Raw genomic sequence first — 18,130 nt, forward strand, 5'->3', positions numbered from 1 at the left:
CACAGTATTGCTGGAGGTTAGCGTGGCCATCACAGCCAAGGACGTTGAGGAGCTACATGCCTACGCCGAGGGCGTCATGGGTCGGGCCGAGCACCATGCCGGCCAGGTAAAAGGCATCGCGCTCGCCATCCTTGGCGGCATCATCTGGCGCGGCGAACCCGATTCCATAAGGATCCGTAGCTTCGCGGGCAGCCCGGCCAACATGCTGTGGGCCAGGATCCCCGCCAATACCTATGTGTTCGCCTACAACCACGACAGCGAGAAGATCGAGATCAGGGACCGCACGCAGACCGGCGCCGTGCTGCACAGTTTCGACAACAGCACGCCCGTCGCCGACATCGAGTCCGCCTTCAGGGCATTGTGACGATGCTGGCCGCGCGCGCGCAGCTCGACTTCATCAACAGTCTCGTCGCCCGGTTTCAGCGGCGGGACAGCGTGATGCAACCGCTCATCGTGTTCCAGTCGCAGTACATCGCCATCATAGCGCTGCTCAGGTCGGTCGGCCATGTCTTCGAAAAGGTCGACTGCGACACTTCCGAGCGCGAGGTATGGGGCAATAGAAAATGGGCAGAATGGAAACGCGTGCCGATCTTTCGGAGCTTCATTGAGCCCAGACGCAACGACCTGCTCAAGGAGTTCAAGGGCGGTCTTGAGTTCCGCGATAGTGGCTTCAGCACGCCGGCAATCGTCGCCGACCCGTCGATGCCTGGTATGACGTCAATCGTGACGACCCTGGAAGCGGCAGAGCTCCGCGACGCGAATGGCCGTCTCATTCTGCCGCAGGTTCACGAAGCGGTCGCGTTCTGGGATCGCTGTCTGGCTGAGGCCGAGGCTGCTTTCGGCGAAGACCGTCGTTCGGCGAGCTAGAGCGGGAGAGCGGTGGGGGCCATGCCAGAGAAGCAGACTGATCAGCCGCCATCGTTGCAGCAGCGGCTCGGCGCCATCGAGAAGCTCGAGGCCGAGCTGGTGGAGAAGGCCCACGCCATCCTGCCCAAGGGCGCCATCAACATCGTCGACTTCTTCATCCTGGGCGCCACACAGCGCACGCTCTCCCAGTCGACCGCCTTCCGTACCCTGATCGAGACACGGAACTTCCCGTCCGCGACGGTCCTCCTCCGCACCCAGATCGACACCGCGATGCGCATCAATGGCCTGAGGATGATGGCCAATCTCGAAACGGACGTGCAACGCATCTTCAAGGGCGAGCGTACCTTCGATCGGCTGATGTCCAATCCCGCCGCCGGCGGCGGCAAGCCTGAGCGTCTCACCGACGCCTTTCTGAAGAAGAAGCTCGCCGAGGATCATCCCTGGATCGAGCCGCTTTACGAGCAGACCTCTGACTTCGTCCATCTCAGCTTCCGCCACCTCTTTACGGCCATCACGGAAACCGACGCCGCAACGCAGATAGCGACCATGGCGATCAGTGGCACCGATCCCAAGCAGGACGAGAGCGTCTACTACGAGGTCTGCGATGCCTTCTTCCGTGTTTCGCGCCTTACCTCGATGACGATCCTCGGCGTGTTGATGGCGAGGCATCAGCCCGACAAGGTCAAGGCGAGCGCGGCCGCCGCAGCGAGCGGCGGGGCGGAATGACCGGTTCGCAGCGCATCCTCATCGACCTCGATCGCCCGCAGCACTGGCCGGCCGATCTCGTTGACGTGCTCGAGACCCACCACGGCGCGCTGCGCTCCCGCGAAGTCGGACCGCTGAGCGATCGCTTCGATGCGGCGATCTACGCCATCGTCGACGCCCTAGCGCCCTACAGCGTTGCAGGCTGGCACTGCACGCGACTGGCCGCACACGAAATCGAGGACATTCGGAGCCGAGGCATGGCTCTCCTCGATGTGGATCTCGTTTCCCGGCGCGTCGAGGCCGCGATCCACCACGGCCTCATCTCGGTCGAACACGGTGAACGTCTAAAGACCGCCAACCAGGCCGGCGAACGCTATCGCGCTGGCATGCTCTGGTTCTTCTTTTTTCCGCCGGCAATCGCCGGCGAAGGCGGCATCGGTGACCTCCTTCGCTACTGGGGCGGCGAGGCCGTCTACAATTCCCATGACCGGCACCCCGAGATGGGCACGGTGATTGCCGGCGTCGGCCGCCCGGCTATCGTAGAAGCAGAAATTCCCGTCGCTTGGTGTGGCGGCGATCGCGGCCTGCGCTTGGCCATGAATATCGGTCAGCGTTTCGTCGTCGCGCGCGGAATACGCAGTCCGAATACGTTGCATGTCGAGGACAACATCAAGCGGCCGCTCCCACCCGAGCTGATCCGCCAAGTGCATGTCTTCCCGGCAGCGGAATTCCTGAGGCTCTCGGGCTGCGCGAGCTGGTCGTCGCCGTTTTAGTCGGAGCCTGGCCGCACCGTTTCAGCCGCCAGCGTTCCGGCCGGCAATGGTCGCAGCAGCTCTGTCTGCGGCTTGGTGAGATAGAGCCAAGCCGCCCAATCCCGTGGCCGCAGCACGACCACCTGCCGGTTGTGGTAGGGCTCGATGTCGGGACCCGGAGACGTCGTCAGCATGGTGAAGCTCACCGGGTGATTTCCCTGCGTTTCGCGCCACAGCCCGGCAATGGCAAGGAACGGCGATCCCGCCAACGTGAAGCGATGTTTGGTTTTGGGATATCTGGTGCCCGTGAACTCGAAGAAGCCGGAGGCCACGATCAGGCTGCGTTTGCTGTTGGAGAAAGTGCGACCGTCCGAACGGTAATTGAATAGCGGGCCGCGCTTGGGTTGATCGGGCGGAGCCCGAAATTCATCTGCGTCAATTCGATCTCATTGTCGTTGGCAGTGGCCCGCATCACCGGCCCTATATCGTTGATACGGATGTCGTCTGCCAGCGGCAGATCGAGTTCGGTCTGCTGTGTCGGAATGCCGAGCTCAAGCTCCTGCATCATTTTCAAATACTCGACCCATTTCACATGCTGTTCGTAGGCATTACACATGCCTTGATGATAGCCTCACTTCGAAGCTCTGGCGAGGTTGGCGTCCTCCTGCGGAGCCGGGCTGTCGGCAGAGCCGAAGCCCGTTCGGGTCTTCGTCCTGCGGGCATCCATCCTGACGCGGGTACGGGGACGTCCGGCGAAAGAAGGTGGGCGCAGGCCATGAACGACGTCGCTGGTCTTGTCGGCTTCGTGTCGACCGAGCCCGTCGGGGAGCGGAATCGCGAGCCCGAGCCCGATTTTTCCATTGCTAAACGCTGGGAACGGCGACGTAGCCCGTGGCGCGCATCAGCCACTTGGCGCTATCTTATCGACACCCGCCAGCGTGCTGAACCCGAGCGCGCGCTCGAAAGTCGGCGTTGCACGCCTCTATGCCACCCAACGCGATGCCGGCGTCCCTCTTCCGTACGCCGAGTTCAACGTCCGTGTTTTGGCTAGATCCCCAGTTTGTCGCGACCTCAGGCTTGGCAGCATAAGCGTTTTGCTCTTGGTGGGTGTGCCACCAAGTTTCTCACCACCGTTGAACCTCCGTATCCCAGCGGTGCGCAAGCCCCGCAATGGCAGATCCGCCAGCTTCATCGCGACGGCTTACCTCGCGAGATGGGCGACCATCTCTCGGCTCGCTTCCCGTGCCACTCGACCGGCCCCGATGATCGTCGCCGATGCGGCACCGGTCCAGTTCCCGTATCCCATGAGCCATAAGCCCGGGACCGCGGTGGATTGCTGACCGCTCGTTGCGACCCTACCGTCGTCTCCGACGATTCCGAGCGCTTCGAGATGAGAGAGTGCCGCTTTGAAACCCGAGCACCAGATGACAGCATCGACCCGAGATGTGCGGCCATCCGACCATTGCACGCCGCCTTCTGTGAATCTTTCGAACGGACGCACCGCATGCAGGACCCCTCTGTCGCGCGCGGCGCGTACGGGAGGAACCATGACGATGTCTCCGAGACCGCCATGAGGAGCGGTGTCCTTGCCGAGGATGCGCGCCGAGGCGCGCTGAAACAGGACACGCCCGTCGACGTCGTCGGGCAGGAAGATGGGCTCCCGGATTGTGACCCACTGCGCCGATGCCACCTGCGTTACCTCGGAGAAAATCTGCGCGCCGGAGTTCCCGCCGCCGACTACGAGGACGCTCTTCTCGCGAAACCGGTCCGGATTGCGGTAATGTGCGGAGTGAAGCTGTTCGCCCCGGAAATCCGCCAGTCCTGGATAGTCGGGAATGAACGGTGCTGACCAGGTCCCGGTAGCGCTCACGACTACCTTCGAGCGATAGCGACGGTCGTCCGTTCCGATGACGAACCCATCACCTGCATTCACGACCGATCGGACCGGCACCGGCCGCACGACGGGAAGAGAGTATCGTGCCTCGTAGCGCGCCAGATAGTAGATGACGTCATCTCTCGACGGGTATTCCGGGTCGGAGCGACCGGGCATCTGCCAGCCCGGGAGGGAACTGTAGGCTGCCGGCGAGAAGAGCCGCAGCGAGTCCCAGCCGTGTCTCCATGCGCCACCAGGACCTTGGCCGTCGTCGAGGATTAAGAAGTCGATACCGGCGCGCTTCAGGTAGTAGGCCGTGGCGAGTCCCGCCTGCCCGCCACCGATGATGATTAGCTGATGATCCGTCATTGGTGTCCTATCTGTTCCGTCGACCTGTCGTTGAACTGTAACAATGTCTCCCTAGTACCGGTTCAGGTATCAACCGGGAGATTTTTCCAAGATGCGTCACCTTCTCGCTGCCGTCGCGCTCGTCGCGCTCACAGTTCCGGCTCTTGCCGAATTCAAGCTAGACAACCGCTACACCGACGCCGACGGCGATTTGATCGCCGACATTCCGACCGACGCTTCGCAGCTGGTCGATCCCTCGACGCTGATCTTCGCCTATACGCCTGTCGAGGATCCCGCGGTCTACGCTGAGGCATGGACGGATTTCCTGACCCACGCGGAAGCCGTCACCGGCAAGAAGGTGCAATTCTTCCCCATCGACAGCAATGCCGCCCAGATCGAAGCCATGCGCGCCGGGCGCCTGCACATCGCAGGCTTCAACACCGGGTCGAACCCGCTCGCCGTCGCCTGCGCCGGCTTCCGGCCCTTTGCCATGATGGCGGCCAAGGACGGCTCCTTCGGCTACGAGATGGAGATCATCACCCATCCCGGTTCGGGCATCGAAAAGGTCGAGGACATCAAGGGCAAGACGATGGCCTTCACGGCCGAAACGTCCAACTCGGGATTCAAGGCACCTTCCGCCCTCCTAAAATCGGAGTTCGGCATGGAAGCGGGCACCGACTTCACGCCCGCCTTCTCAGGAAAGCATGACAACTCGGTCCTCGGCGTCGCCAACAAGGACTATCCGGCGGCGGCGATCGCCAATTCGATCAAGACGCGCATGATCGAGCGCGAGGTCGTCAAGGCCGACCAGTTGGTGGTGCTCTACACGTCGCAGACCTTTCCTACGACAGGCTATGGCGTGGCGCACAACCTGACGCCGGAACTGCAGGAGAAGATCAAGGAAGCCTTCTTTACCTTCAATTGGGAGGGCAGCTCGCTCGCCGAGGAGTTCTCGAAGTCCGGCGAAGAGCAGTTCATCCCGATCACCTTCAAGGACAACTGGTCGGTGATCCGCCAGATCGACGAGGCGACCGGCGTTTCCTACGCCTGCCAGTAGATTTCCCTGCCTGAACGGGGTGCGGCCGTCGATTGCGATCGGGTTCGCACCCGTATCCTTTGAGGTCTCTCTGTCCATGCTGGAAATTCGCGACCTGACCAAGACCTACAAGACGGGCGACAAGGCGCTCAACAATGTCAGCCTGTCGGTTCCCAAGGGGCAGGTCGTCGGCCTGATCGGACCGTCCGGCGCCGGCAAGTCCACCCTGATCCGCTGCATCAACCGTCTCGTTGAACCTACATCCGGCGCGATCACTCTTTCGGGCCGGCCGCTGACCGGAATCGGCGCTGGTGAGCTGCGTGCCATGCGCCGCAAGATCGGCATGATCTTTCAGGAATTCGCGCTGGTCGAACGGCTGACCGTCATGGAAAACGTCCTTTCGGGTCGCCTCGGCTATGTCGGCTTCTGGCGCAGCTATCTGCGCCGCTTTCCGGCTGAGGATATCCAGCGCGCGTATCGTCTTCTCGACCGGGTGGGTCTGATGGATCAGGCGGACAAACGCGCCGACGCCCTTTCAGGCGGCCAGCGCCAGCGTGTCGGCATCGCCCGGGCGCTGGCCCAGGAACCGGAGCTGATGCTGGTCGACGAGCCGACAGCAAGTCTCGACCCGAAGACGAGCCGCCAGATCATGCGTCTCTTGATCGAGATCTGCGGCGAGCGCGGGCTCCCAGCGATCGTGAACATTCACGACGTGCCGCTGGCCCAGCAATTCATGCAGCGGATCGTCGGTCTGCGCGCCGGTCGGATCGTCTTTGACGGGACCCCGGCGGAACTGACCGAAGCCGTGCTGACCAAAATCTACGGGGCAGAGGACTGGGCGGCCATGCGCAAGGGCACCGAGGAAGACAAAGCCGCGGACGCCGATACCTTGCGCGAGATGCTGCGGCTCGGCGCATGAGCGAACGCGACTATCCCCTCACCTGGAAACGACCGCCGCAGATCCTGACGCATCGCGGCTGGCGGTGGGGGCTCCAGATCGGGTTCGCGATCTGGCTCGTTCTCGCGCTGTCGACGCTCGATCCGAACTGGACGCGCATCGCCGATGGCTGGGAGCGGGGCATGCGCTTCGTCTACGGCTTCATCCAGCCCAATTTCTCGTCACGCTGGCGCGACATTTCCAACGGGCTCGTCGAGAGCCTGACCATGACGCTGACATCGACGGTGGCAGGCATCGTCATCTCGGTGCCGATCGGCATCGGCGCCGCCCGCAACGTCGGCCCCGCCTGGATCTACTACATCTGCCGCAGCATCATCGCGATGAGCCGCGCGCTGCAGGAAATCATCGTCGCGATCTTCTTCGTCGCCATGTTTGGCTTCGGTCCCTTCGCGGGCTTTCTCACCCTGACCTTCGCGACGATCGGCTTTCTGTCCAAGCTTCTCGCCGAAGACATCGAGGACATCGACGAGGCCCAGGCCGAAGCGATCCGTGCGACGGGCGCGAGCTGGTGGCAGGTGATCGGCTACGCCATCCAGCCGCAGGTCATGCCACGGCTGATCGGCCTGTCGCTCTATCGCCTCGACATCAATTTCCGCGAAAGCGCGGTCATCGGCATCGTCGGCGCGGGCGGCATCGGCGCCACGCTCAACACGGCGATCGATCGCTACGAATATGACAGCGCAGGCGCCATCCTACTGATCATCATCCTTCTGGTGATGATCGCGGAATACGGCTCCAGCTACCTGCGAAGGTTCCTGCAATGAGCGAACGCAGCTTCCCCGCCGAATGGCGCAGGCGGACGCCGCGCCAGAGCCTTGCGATCTGGACGCTCTGGTTCGGTCTCGTCGCGCTGACCGTCTGGTGCTGGCAGGTCATGAACGAGAACACGATCTGGGCCTTCGTCGCCGACGCGCCGCGCCAGGCCGCCGACATCGGGTCGCGCATGATGCCGCCGCGCTGGTCCTACTTGCCGGAGCTGCTCTGGCCGCTGTGGGACACGATCAACATAGCCACGCTCGGCACGATCCTCGGTGTGATCCTTGCCGTGCCAGTCGCCTTCCTGGCGGCGCGTAACACCACGCCGTCACTCCTGTTCCTGCGACCCGCCGCGCTTTTCCTCATCGTTGCCTCGCGCTCGATCAACTCGCTGATCTGGGCGCTCCTGCTGGTGGCGATCATGGGGCCGGGCCTTCTCGCCGGCGTGATCGCCATCGGGCTGCGGTCGATCGGCTTCATCGGGAAGCTGCTTTACGAGGCCATCGAGGAGGTCGACGCCGCCGCGGTTGAGGCGGTGACGGCGACCGGCGCCAGCCGCGCCCAGATCCTCGAATACGGGATCGTGCCGCAGGTCCTCCCGGCCTTCTGGGGCATCACGGTGTTCCGATGGGACATCAACATCCGTGAGAGCGCGATACTTGGCCTCGTCGGCGCGGGCGGTCTCGGCCTCAAGCTGCAAGGCTCGCTCAACGTACTGGCGTGGCCGCAGGTGACGATGATCATGCTCGTCATCCTCGCAACCGTCGTCCTTTCCGAGTGGGTCTCGGCGAACGTTCGCTCCGCAATCATCTGAACGAGAGTTGCAAATGCGGCGAGACATGGAATGGGAGCCCTTCAGCCGCGAGGGATGAACAGACGCGTGGATGACACGAAAGTCCTTGGCGAGTACTTCGAGCAAATCAGATCGAGCGGGCCATGGTGCAATCGGCTTTATCAGACTCGAACCCCCAGCCTCGTCATCTTTTCCCACAGCGTAGAGCGGCCGATGCCGAGCAGTTCGGCGGCCTTGATGACCTGACCGTCAGTTTGTTCGAGCGCCCGCTCGATCTGCCGGCGCTCTGCAGCGTCGCGGATTTCGGCCAGCGGGAGGAAACCTGGTCTGGCCTGGGTCCCGCTACGATCCGGGAAAAGATCGCCAGGCATGATCCATTCCGACGCGGTTAACGCCACGGCGCGGTCAACGCGGTTGCGCAGTTCGCGCGCGTTGCCGGGCCATGGATGCGCCAAGGCTGCTTCCTCTGTCAGAGCGCTGAATCCACGGATGCGGGCGTCGGAGCGCGCGGCGGCATTTTCAAGGAAGCGGTCGAGCAGCCAAACAATGTCCTCCGGCCGCTGCCTGAGCGGCGGGATGTCGACCGGAAGCACGGCGAGCCGGAAGTAGAGATCCTCGCGGAAGCCTAACGCCTGCCCAGGTGCCAAGGCACGGTGCGTAGCAGCGACGATCCGGGCGCGGAAAGGGACGGCTGTTTCGCCGCCGAGGCGCGTGAAGGATTCGCTCTCAATCAGCCGCAGCAGCTTGGCCTGAAGTGCTGCCGGCATGTCGCCGATCTCGTCGAGGAAAAGCGTGCCGCCTCTGGCGCGTTCGGCATAGCCAAGATGGCGCTGGTGAGCGCCGGTGAAGGCGCCCTTCTCATGACCGAAGAGTTCGCTTTCGAGCAGGTCGGCCGGGATCGCGGCGCAGTTTACCGCGACGAAGGGCTGCTCCGCTCGCGCCGAGACCTGATGCAGGAGCCGCGCCGCGACCTCCTTGCCGGATCCGGTCTCACCCGTGATCAGCACCGGCAGGTTATGTGCGGCGTACCGATGGATGAGGTCTTCCGCGTGCTGGATCGCCGGCGACAGGCCCAACACGTATTCCTTCAGCCGCATGCCGGCGCGCGTGCTGCGGCGGCCGGTGGCGATCCGCTTCAGGAAATCATCCATCGCGAAGGGCTTGGTCATGAAGTCGACCGCACCGGAGCGCATCAGGCGGACGGCCTGGTCGATCTCGGCGAAACCCGTGACGAACAGGAAGGGCGGAGCGTTCGGCTGCCGGGCCATTTCCTCGAACACCGCCTCGCCGGACATGTCCGGCAGTCGTATGTCGCAGATCACGAGGTCGAGAGAGCCGGCGACGCGGCCCAGTCCTGCCACAGCCTCGCTCCCGGTCTGCCACCAGGTCACGTCCCAGCCTTCGAGCTCCAGCCGCTGGACGATTGAACCGCCCATGACGGGATCGTCTTCGACCAGCCCAACGCTGGCGCGCTCAGGCAGCATGGCTGCGTTCATTCCGTGTTTCCTCCGGGATCGGAAGGACTAGGGTCACGACCGACCCTCCCGATGGTCCTGCTTCGACGTCGACCTTTCCGCCGCAGGCATCGACCATGCGGCGCACCATCCAGAGCCCCAGCCCTCGTCCGGTGCGCACGGCCGGCCCGGGATCTTCGTCACTCAGCATGGCGATCGAATCTTTGGGCATGCCCGGACCTTCGTCGGATACCGAAATCGTCAGCTGGTCCGCCGTCCGCTCGACGCGCAGACCGACCGCGCCTGCCTCCGGCGTCGCGGCGCTGGCGTTGAGCAGCAGATTCAGGACCGCCTGCCGCACCGGGCCGCCTGGGATCGTCGCGGCGACCTCGGCCGGCCAGTCGACCTGCCAGTCCAGTCTCTGTCGGCGTCGGCGCAACTCCGGCTTCATCAGAACACGAACGTCTTCAAGATCGTCGGCGCTCAGAGGGCGGGCGGATCGTTCGGGTCTATAGGTCGCGAGCGCCGCTTCGACTACCTCGCGGATACCGTTCAGCCCGCGTTCGATCAGGCTGATCGAAGTATCGCGCACGCCCGGCGTCCGCCCGTGCGTCTTCAGCGTATCGATCGCGTTGAACAGCCCGCCGAGCGGATTGTTGATCTCGTGCGCCATGCCGGAGGCGAGCCGCCCGAGGCTCGCCAGCTTCTCCTCCTCGGCCAACTGCATGGCGAAATTGGCGCGCTCCCGTTCGGCATGGACCAGCGCGTTATAGCCATTGAAGAGGCTCGCGACCTCGCCACCTCGCGACGGAAACTCGCGCGACGAAATCGGCTCCGCGACCCCGTTGGCGGCGGCGCGCATGTGATCCTCCAACACCCGCATCGGCTCGATCATGCGACGGACCAGCAGGAAGCCGCCGAGCGAAAAGATCGCTGCGAGGATGCCGTTGGTGACGAGCAGGGTCGCCAGGATCTCTCGGCGCTCGGCGAAGATGTGCGAGGCGTCGAAAGCGGTGTGGATCGCACCGATCTTCTGGCCCTGATAGACGAGATCGCGGAAGGCAAAGCCCGTGTCCGCTTCGCGGTCGAAGGTCACCGTGCGTGCGCCGTAGCGCGACGCATAGGCTTCCGGAAGCTCCGAGAAGGAAGGGATTCGGGTCGGGTCCGTGGCCGCCAGGACTTTTCCATCGGCGCCGGTGACGACCGCCTCGATCGGCGACAGCGCCTGATAGGATCGCTGTGACCGATCGAGCGCGTCAAAGACCTCCCACACGTCGCCACGAAGGACGGCCGGCAGGACGGCAGCCGTCAGTCCGTCGAGATAGCTTCCGGCAAGACCGTCGATGAAGGATTCCTGCGTGCGCGACAGGCGGTCGAGCACGCGCTCCGAGATCACCGCGCTGATCGCCACCATTAAAAGTGCTACCAGGATCGGCACGCGGTACGAGACCGGAATGGCGCGGAGGCGAGCAAAGAACCTCATCCGAAGCGCCTCACCGTATCGACCTTGGCGGCGATCGTGTCGAAGAGCGCCGGCTCGGTGGCGACGAAGCCGTCGAGACGCAGCAGCGCCAGAACCTTGCGGCCATCCTCGTGCCGGTCCATCGCAGTCAGGGCATCCTTGAGGCGGGTGATCCGCTGGTCGCCGGCGAGGGCCCTCGGCGAGGCGACGGGCGGAAAGCCGAGCCATTCGGACCGGCGCACGATCCGCGTCTGGTTGACGAGGTCCGGCTCCATCTCGCGCATCACGTCCCAGACATAGCCGTCGACGCTGCCGGACTGGGCAAGCCCCGACGCGACTGCGCGGATCACGTTGCGATGGCCGTAGGTGTAGAAGGTGCGGGCGAAGAAGCCTTCCGGCTTCAGTCCGTTCTCGGCCAGAAGCGCGCGGGTCACCAGGAACCCGGAATTGGAATCCGGGTCGGAGAAGGCGTGGATGTCGCCTTTCAATTCCTCCCACCGCTCGGTCGGCCGGTCGGCGGCAGCGATCAGGTAGGACTGGTAGAGCGGTTTGCCATGCCATGACGGCGTCGCGACGAGATCGAGCTCCGACTTGAACTGGACATAGGGGTAGCCGCAGATCCATGCCGCATGGAGCTGGCCTGCGACGAGGAGAGCTGTAATTTCCTGGTAGGTCCGCCGGCTGACCAGTTCGACCGGCTCGCCGATCGCTTCGGTGAGAAAGGCGCGCAGAAGCGCCAGAAGTTCGAGGTCGTTGGACAGGAAGACCGGAGTCAGGCCGAACTTGAACCCTTCCTGAGCGGAGGCCCGGCCGGGCGCAAGCGCGAATGAAAGCGCGGCGCCGCCGCAGAACGCAAGCGCCGAACGGCGGTCGAGTACCTGGCTCGTGGCTGGGTAGCGTAAGGTCAAGGTCGAAATTCCTCCCTGCCGGACAGACTAGCGCCCCGGGGGATCAAAATCGACCGGAATCCTGCGTTTGAAGCTTCGTCCGGGTTTCCGGACCAACGGCAGCGCAGCATGTCCGGAAATCCGGACGCGACGAATTCGCGTCTGCCGCAAGACCCTGGAATTCCAAAGATTGGCCCGCTGCCGGCGACTGGCACCGTCCTTGCAAAACCGCTCGCGTACCCAGTCGCGAACCAGGGAGGATGGAATGGATCGCTGCAACAAATTGGTCGATGTCGGCCGCCGACAGTTTCTGCGCGGCGGCGCGCTCGCCGCTGCCGCCACCGCCACGTCGGTCGCTCTTCCGGCCGCGCCGGCCAGGGCCCAGGTGGCGCGCGCGCGTCTCGACTATCCGTCGAACCGACTCGGCAACGTGGCCGACCTCAAGCCGAACGAGCCGTTCGACGTCACCTATCCGGACGAGAACGCCCCTGGCGTGCTCCTGAAGCTCGGCACATCGGTCGAAGGCGGCGCCGGACCCGACGGCGACATCGTCGGCTTCTCGACCATCTGTCCGCACAAGGGCTTTCCGCTCAACTACGTCGCGGCCGACCGGACGCTGAACTGCCCCGGCCACTATTCCCGCTTCGACTGCGAAGCCGGCGGACAGCAGATCTGGGGCCAGGCCACGCAGAACCTGCCGCAATACGCGCTGAGGGTGGACGAGAAGGGCGACATCTACGCCGAGGGCGTGGACGAGCTTCTCTACGGCCGCCTGTCGAACGTGCTCTGAGGGAGGGAACCATGGCCTACAAGCGACACATCGACCGCCTGCCGATCATTCCGGCGGATGCGAAGAAGCACAATGTCACCTGCCACTACTGCATCGTCGGCTGCGGCTACCATGCCTACACATGGCCGGTGAACAGGCAGGGCGGCACCGACGCCGCCGCCAATGCCTTTGGCGTCAATCTCGCCGAACAGCAGCCGGCCGATACCGAGGCCTGGTACGCGCCGTCGATGTACAACATCGTCAGGCAGGACGGGAAGGACGTCCATCTGGTCATCAAGCCGGACCACGCCTGCGTGGTGAACTCCGGCCTCGGCTCGGTGCGCGGTGCCCGCATGGCCGAGAACCGCCGGTCCGACAAGACCGGCACGCAGCAGCAGCGGCTGACCGAGCCGATGGTCTGGCGCTACGGCACCTGGCAGCCGACGAGCTGGAACGACGCGCTCGATCTGGTCGCGCGCGTCACCGCCCGGGTCATCGACAAGGACGACGAGAACGATCTGTTCGTTTCGATGTTCGACCACGGCGGCTCGGCTGGCGGCTACGAGAACACCTGGGGCACGGGAAAGCTCTATTTCGGCTCGATGAAGGTCAAGAACTGCCGCATTCATAACCGGCCGGCCTACAATTCCGAGGTCCACTCGACCCGCGACATGGGCGTCGACGAACTGAACTATGCCTATGAAGACTACACGCTGACCGACACGATCATGCTGGTAGGCACCAACCCGCTCGAATGCCAGACCAATTTGTTCCTGAACCACATGGTGCCGGGCATCAGGAACGGCGCAAAGGTGATCATCGTCGATCCGCGCCGCACCGTGACTGCCAATGCCTGTGAGGTGGAAGCCGGTGCGGAGAACGTGCTGCACCTGGCGATCAAGACCGGCACGGACTTGGCGCTGTTCAACACACTCTTCACCTACATCGCCGATCAGGGTTGGGTGGACAAGGACTTCATCGCCGCCTCGACGCTCTCGGGCGACGTCGCGGTGCCGCAGGACGAAGCGCATCCGGCGGCGCTCGGCTCCTTCGAGATGGCGCGGGCGAAGTGCAAGATGTCGCTCGCCGAGGGCGCGTCGATCACGGGGCTGTCTGAGGCCGACATCGTCAAGGCGGCGGAATGGATCGCCATGCCGAAGGAGGATGGCTCGCGCCGCAAATGCGCCACGGGCTACGAGAAGGGCATCATCTGGGGCAACGACAACTATCGCGTCATCGGCGCGCTGGTGAACATCGGCCTGGCGACCGGCAATATCGGCCGCGAGGGCGGTGGTGTGTGCCGCCTCGGCGGCCACCAGGAAGGCTACTTCCGCCCCTCCGACGCGCATGTCGGGCGGCCCGCGCCCTATATCGACCAGCTGATCATCGCCGGCCGCGGCAAGGTGCATCACATCTGGGCCAACGACCACTACAAGACGACGCTCAACGCGACCGAGTTCAAGCGCGAATACAACCGCCGGACCAATATGGTGAAGGATGCCATGGACGCCCATGCGGGCGCGACGCGGGAAGAACTCGTCGAGGCCATCGTCGGCGCGATCAACGCGGGCGGGCTGTTCTCGGTCAACGTGGACATCATCCACAGCCAGATCGGCCAGGCCGCGCACGTCATCCTGCCGGCGGTGGAGTCCGGCGAGATGAACCTGACCTCCATGAACGGCGAGCGCCGCATGCGCCTCGTCGAGAAATACATGGACGGCCCAGGCAACGCCAAGCCCGACTGCCTGATCGCGGCGGGGCTTGCCCAGAACCTCGAACGTGTGCTGCGCGAGGATGGCCGCGAGGCCTATGCCGACCAGTTCAAGGGCTACGACTGGAAGACCGAGGAAGACGCTTTCATGGACGGCTATCACTCCGGCAATCCGGAAGTGACCTACGACCGGCTGCGCGCCATGGGCAACAACGGCGTGCAGGAACCCGTCGTCGGCTTCGAGAACGGGCAACTGGTCGGCACCAAGCGCCTTTACACCGACGGAAAGTTTACCCGTCATGGGCGAGAGGATGGCAAGGCGCTGTTCTGCGGCGGCGAATGGCGCGGCATGCAGGCGCCCGGCAAGGCCTACCAGAGGGACAATTACGAGTTCCTCATCAACAACGGCCGCGCCAACATCATCTGGCAGAACTGGTTCCTCGATCAGAGGAACGACTTCGTCACCGACCGCTACCCGACCTCCTATATCGAGATCAATCCGGAGGACATGGCGGAACTGGGCGTCAAGGCCGGGGACCTGGTCGAGGTATTCAACGATGTCGGCGCGACCCAGGCGCTCGCCTACCCCACGCCGACCGCGCGGCGGAAGGAGACCTTCATGGTGTTCGGCGCGCCAACCGGCGCACAGGGCAACATCGTCAATGCCGGCACGAACGAGCTGATCCTGCCGAACTACAAGCACACTTGGGCCAATATCCGGAAGATATCGGATGCGCCGGCCTCGGCGGCGGATCTCTCGTTCAAGTCCCTGGAGTACAGCGCGGGCTGACCGCCGCGAACCTCGCGCCGCCGGGCTGCACCAGCCCGGCGGCGCCTTCAGCATCAGACCGGAGTACATCGTGACATCATCGACCATGAAAGCCGTGGCGTCGGCAGCTTTTGTCCTCGTCGCATCCATGGCCCACGCCCAGGACATCGAAGCCGGCAAGGCCGCCTTCAGGAAGTGCGTCGCCTGCCATGCCATCGACACGACCACCAACAAGGTCGGCCCGCATCTCGGCGACGTGATCGGCCGAACGGCCGGCACCGTCGAAGGATACAACTACTCGAAGGCCATGAAGGAAGCGGGCGCTGCCGGTCTCGTCTGGGACGAAACCCATCTGACCGAATATCTTGTCGCGCCGAAGGCAAAGGTTCCCGGCACAAAGATGGCCTTCGCGGGCATCAAGAAGCCGGAGGAACTGGCCAATCTCGTCGCCTACCTGAAGACCCTGCCGGAGTGACCATGACATCGTCCGCCCCTGCTCTTCCGGATCATTGCGACGCCGGCGCGACAGGGGCGGTCATCCCCGTCGATATCGCCGCGGCAAAAGCGACCGCCACGGCGTCTCCGGTGGCGGAGACAGAAACGCTGGACTTGCTTACCGCGATCGGACGCGTGACGGCAACGGATGTGGTCGCGAGCCTGAACCTGCCGCCGTTCAACGCCTCCGCGATGGACGGGTACGCGGTCAAGGCGGACAGCGTCACTGGACAAGGTCCGTGGCGTCTCAAGGTGACGGGCCGCATCGCAGCGGGCGATGCTCCCAAGCAATCCTCTCAAGGCTCGGTCCGCATCCTAACCGGGGCGCCGGTCCCGCAAGGATTCGACACCGTCGTCATGCAGGAGAAATGCCGCCTCGACGGCGATGCGATCGTCATCGACCAAAGGCCGCGTACGGGCCAGAACGTGCGGATCGCGGGAGAGGACGTGCGTCGCGGTGAATCCCTTCTGGACTCAGGAGACACCCTGAAACCTCAGCATCTCGCGCTTCTTGCCGGTCAGGGCATGGCCGGGATCGAGGTTCGTCGCAAGGTCCGCATAGGGCTCATCTCGACGGGTACCGAACTGCGTGAGCCGGGTCAGTCACTTCATCCCGGTCAGATCTTCAACTCGAACCGCGTGATGCTGCGCGCCAGTCTCGACGCGTTTCGTTGGGCCGAGGTGCTCGACTTCGGAATCGTGCCCGATACGCGCGAGGCCATCGCCGCGGCCCTGGCCGAGGCGGCCACGCGATGCGACGCGATCATCACCACGGGCGGCGTATCGGCCGGGGAGGAAGACCATGTCACCTGGGCCGTAGGCTCCGGCGGCGGCATGCTCGACGTCATGAAGGTCGCCATGCGACCCGGAAAACCGGTGAAAGTGGGGAAGCTCGGCGCCGCCCTGTTTCTCGGCCTTCCCGGCAATCCCAATGCCACACTCGTCACCTTCCGCATGATCGCGCTTCCGGCGCTCCGCAAGCTGGCAGGCCTGTCGATCACGGCGCCTACCTGGACGCAGGCGGTTGCCGATTTCACCTATGAAAAGCGTCCCGACCGTACGGAGTTCGTGCCGGTGCGCCTCGCCGCCGCAGGGGCGGATGGATTGCCGCGCCTCGCCGTGCTTGGCCGCGGCTCCTCCGCCAGCCTGCGGGCTATCTCGCAGGCCGACGGGATTGCGCTGTTGCCACCGGGGGTGGATCTGGTTTCTCCGGGATATTTGATCCGGATTGAGTTGCTCAACGTCGTGTGAGCGATCCCTTCTAGTTTCCATTATCCACAACTCGATCTAGCGACTCACTTGGATACTTAGAAATGTCATGAGACTGTTACACAGCCCAGCTAGGCAACTCCCGTCGCCATGAGGCGTCGATACCGAATTCCGACAGGAGTAGGCTCATGAAAAAATTCTTCCTCACGGCTTCGGCGGCTTCGATCGCCTTGGCCGCCTCAATCGCCCATTCATCCGCTCAGGATGTCCCGACCGTCCTGGTTGACGGTTCCTCCACCGTGTTTCCGATTTCCGAAGCTATGGCAGAGGAGTTCCAGAACGAGCAGGCCGGCGCGATCCGCGTGACCGTGGGTTCCTCGGGCACCGGCGGCGGCTTCAAGAAGTTCTGTCGCGGCGAAACGGATGTGACGGGCGCCTCTCGGCCGATCACCAACGAGGAAAAGGAACTCTGCGCACAGAACAACGTCGAATTCATCGAGATGCCGATCGCGATCGACGCGCTGGCGAACATCATTCATCCGTCGAACGAGTTCGCTTCGTGCATGACGGTCGAGCAACTGAAGATGCTGTGGGAGCCGGAAGCTCAGGGCAAGATCACGAAGTGGAACCAGCTTGACCCGTCCTGGCCGGACGCGACCATCGGCTTGTTCGGCGCCGGCACCGACTCGGGTACCTACGACTATTTCACCTTCGCGATCACCGGGAAGGAACATTCCAGCCGAGGTGACTACACGGCCACCGAGGATGACAACATCACCATTCAGGGCGTGAGCGGCGACGAGAACGCGATCGGCTACCTCGGCCTCGCCTACCTCACCGAAAACGCCGACAAGGTGAAGGCGGTCGGCGTCAAGCAGGAAAACGGCGAATGCGTGCTGCCGTCGGTGGAAACGGCAGTCGACGCGAGCTACCAGCCTCTGACCCGGCCGATCTTCTGGTACATTTCCAAGGGCGCGGCGGACACTAAGCCGCATGTCGACAAGTTCGTGGAGTTCGCCTTTACCCCGGAAACGCAGCAGGCGCTGGTGGGTGAAGTTGGTTACGTGCCGCTGCCTGCCGAGGCCGCGAACAAGGCGCTGGACAAGTTCGAGAAGCGGACGCTCGGCAGTGCTTTCGATGGCGGTTCCAAGCTTGGAGTAACCATCGACGAACTGGTCAGCGCTGCAGGCAGCAACTGAGTTCGATGCGGCCGCGGCGGGCTGCCGCCGCGGCCGCTCCCCATATCCAGGAAAAATCATGCTCCCCGCCGTCGCCCAAGAAAGCAA

Annotated in this window: 17 protein-coding genes and 1 pseudogene; 13 read left to right on the top strand and 5 right to left on the bottom strand. The window is 63.9% G+C overall.

The features are described from left to right. The first annotated feature begins 22 nt into the window (after positions 1–22). From EET67_RS18090 to EET67_RS18105, 4 genes are read left to right on the top strand one after another with little or no spacing between them, the layout of a single operon-like run. Positions 23–364: a hypothetical protein gene (locus tag EET67_RS18090; protein WP_165899951.1), complete on the top strand. Its 342-nt coding sequence runs from the start codon at positions 23–25 to the stop codon at positions 362–364. Between the two features lie 2 nt (positions 365–366). Next, a complete protein-coding gene (locus EET67_RS18095; RefSeq protein WP_128627602.1) occupies positions 367–867 on the top strand; it encodes a hypothetical protein in 501 nt (166 codons plus the stop codon). A 54-nt stretch (positions 868–921) separates the two neighbouring features. Beyond that, positions 922–1,593, top strand: a complete 672-nt coding sequence (locus tag EET67_RS18100; protein ID WP_128627603.1) for a hypothetical protein — start codon at positions 922–924, stop codon at positions 1,591–1,593. Continuing rightward, on the top strand, positions 1,590–2,345 hold the full coding sequence (locus tag EET67_RS18105; protein WP_128627604.1) for a hypothetical protein: 756 nt from the start codon (positions 1,590–1,592) through the stop codon (positions 2,343–2,345). Before EET67_RS18100 ends, EET67_RS18105 begins: the two co-directional genes overlap by 4 nt. Here EET67_RS18105 and EET67_RS18110 read toward each other — a convergent pair. Both EET67_RS18110 and EET67_RS18115 read right to left on the bottom strand, forming a co-directional pair. After that, positions 2,342–2,940, bottom strand: a pseudogene (locus EET67_RS18110) (SOS response-associated peptidase family protein). The gene EET67_RS18105 and the pseudogene EET67_RS18110 overlap by 4 nt on opposite strands. Before the next feature lie 585 nt (positions 2,941–3,525). Beyond that, positions 3,526–4,566 carry an ArsO family NAD(P)H-dependent flavin-containing monooxygenase gene (locus EET67_RS18115; RefSeq protein WP_128627605.1) on the bottom strand — a complete coding sequence of 347 codons (1,041 nt, stop codon included), beginning with the start codon at positions 4,564–4,566 and terminating at the stop codon, positions 3,526–3,528. A 91-nt stretch (positions 4,567–4,657) separates the two neighbouring features. Here EET67_RS18115 and phnD point away from each other — a divergent pair, with 91 nt between their 5' ends. The 4 genes from phnD to phnE (EET67_RS18135) all read left to right on the top strand — a co-directional run bounded on the left by phnD (position 4,658) and on the right by phnE (EET67_RS18135) (position 8,109). Further along, positions 4,658–5,602, top strand: coding sequence for a phosphate/phosphite/phosphonate ABC transporter substrate-binding protein (phnD, locus tag EET67_RS18120; RefSeq protein WP_128627606.1), 945 nt, complete (start codon positions 4,658–4,660; stop codon positions 5,600–5,602). A gap of 76 nt (positions 5,603–5,678) precedes the next feature. Continuing rightward, entirely contained in the window at positions 5,679–6,500 is an 822-nt protein-coding gene (phnC, locus tag EET67_RS18125; protein WP_128627607.1) for a phosphonate ABC transporter ATP-binding protein, read from the top strand. Beyond that, complete coding sequence (phnE, locus tag EET67_RS18130; RefSeq protein ID WP_128627608.1) at positions 6,497–7,303, top strand: phosphonate ABC transporter, permease protein PhnE; 807 nt, start codon at positions 6,497–6,499, stop codon at positions 7,301–7,303. The genes phnC and phnE (EET67_RS18130) overlap by 4 nt, the downstream gene beginning before the upstream one ends. Continuing rightward, complete coding sequence (gene phnE / locus EET67_RS18135; protein WP_128627609.1) at positions 7,300–8,109, top strand: phosphonate ABC transporter, permease protein PhnE; 810 nt, start codon at positions 7,300–7,302, stop codon at positions 8,107–8,109. The genes phnE (EET67_RS18130) and phnE (EET67_RS18135) overlap by 4 nt, the downstream gene beginning before the upstream one ends. A gap of 140 nt (positions 8,110–8,249) precedes the next feature. Here the strand turns inward: phnE (EET67_RS18135) and EET67_RS18140 are convergent, their stop codons facing one another. The 3 genes from EET67_RS18140 to EET67_RS18150 are packed head-to-tail and all read right to left on the bottom strand — an operon-like array spanning position 8,250 to position 11,912. Continuing rightward, positions 8,250–9,584: a sigma-54-dependent transcriptional regulator gene (locus EET67_RS18140; protein ID WP_281011142.1), complete on the bottom strand. Its 1,335-nt coding sequence runs from the start codon at positions 9,582–9,584 to the stop codon at positions 8,250–8,252. Then, positions 9,562–11,025, bottom strand: coding sequence for a sensor histidine kinase (locus tag EET67_RS18145; RefSeq protein WP_128627610.1), 1,464 nt, complete (start codon positions 11,023–11,025; stop codon positions 9,562–9,564). Before EET67_RS18145 ends, EET67_RS18140 begins: the two co-directional genes overlap by 23 nt. Then, positions 11,022–11,912, bottom strand: a complete 891-nt coding sequence (locus EET67_RS18150) for a substrate-binding domain-containing protein (protein ID WP_128627611.1) — start codon at positions 11,910–11,912, stop codon at positions 11,022–11,024. Before EET67_RS18150 ends, EET67_RS18145 begins: the two co-directional genes overlap by 4 nt. A 244-nt stretch (positions 11,913–12,156) precedes the next feature. On the opposite strand from EET67_RS18150, the gene EET67_RS18155 reads away from it, so the two are divergent. From EET67_RS18155 to EET67_RS18175, 5 genes are all read left to right on the top strand, one after another. Further along, positions 12,157–12,681 carry an arsenate reductase (azurin) small subunit gene (locus tag EET67_RS18155; protein WP_128627612.1) on the top strand — a complete coding sequence of 175 codons (525 nt, stop codon included), beginning with the start codon at positions 12,157–12,159 and terminating at the stop codon, positions 12,679–12,681. An 11-nt stretch (positions 12,682–12,692) separates the two neighbouring features. Next, complete coding sequence (locus EET67_RS18160; protein WP_128627613.1) at positions 12,693–15,161, top strand: arsenate reductase (azurin) large subunit; 2,469 nt, start codon at positions 12,693–12,695, stop codon at positions 15,159–15,161. A 70-nt stretch (positions 15,162–15,231) separates the two neighbouring features. Next, positions 15,232–15,615: a c-type cytochrome gene (locus tag EET67_RS18165; RefSeq protein ID WP_342634673.1), complete on the top strand. Its 384-nt coding sequence runs from the start codon at positions 15,232–15,234 to the stop codon at positions 15,613–15,615. Between the two features lie 2 nt (positions 15,616–15,617). After that, positions 15,618–16,886: a molybdopterin molybdotransferase MoeA gene (locus EET67_RS18170; RefSeq protein ID WP_128627614.1), complete on the top strand. Its 1,269-nt coding sequence runs from the start codon at positions 15,618–15,620 to the stop codon at positions 16,884–16,886. A gap of 146 nt (positions 16,887–17,032) precedes the next feature. Continuing rightward, positions 17,033–18,043: a PstS family phosphate ABC transporter substrate-binding protein gene (locus EET67_RS18175; RefSeq protein ID WP_128627615.1), complete on the top strand. Its 1,011-nt coding sequence runs from the start codon at positions 17,033–17,035 to the stop codon at positions 18,041–18,043. Positions 18,044–18,130 lie beyond the last annotated feature (87 nt).

Source organism: Borborobacter arsenicus (assembly GCF_003934165.1).
GTDB classification, from domain to species: domain Bacteria; phylum Pseudomonadota; class Alphaproteobacteria; order Rhizobiales; family Rhizobiaceae; genus Pseudaminobacter; species Pseudaminobacter arsenicus.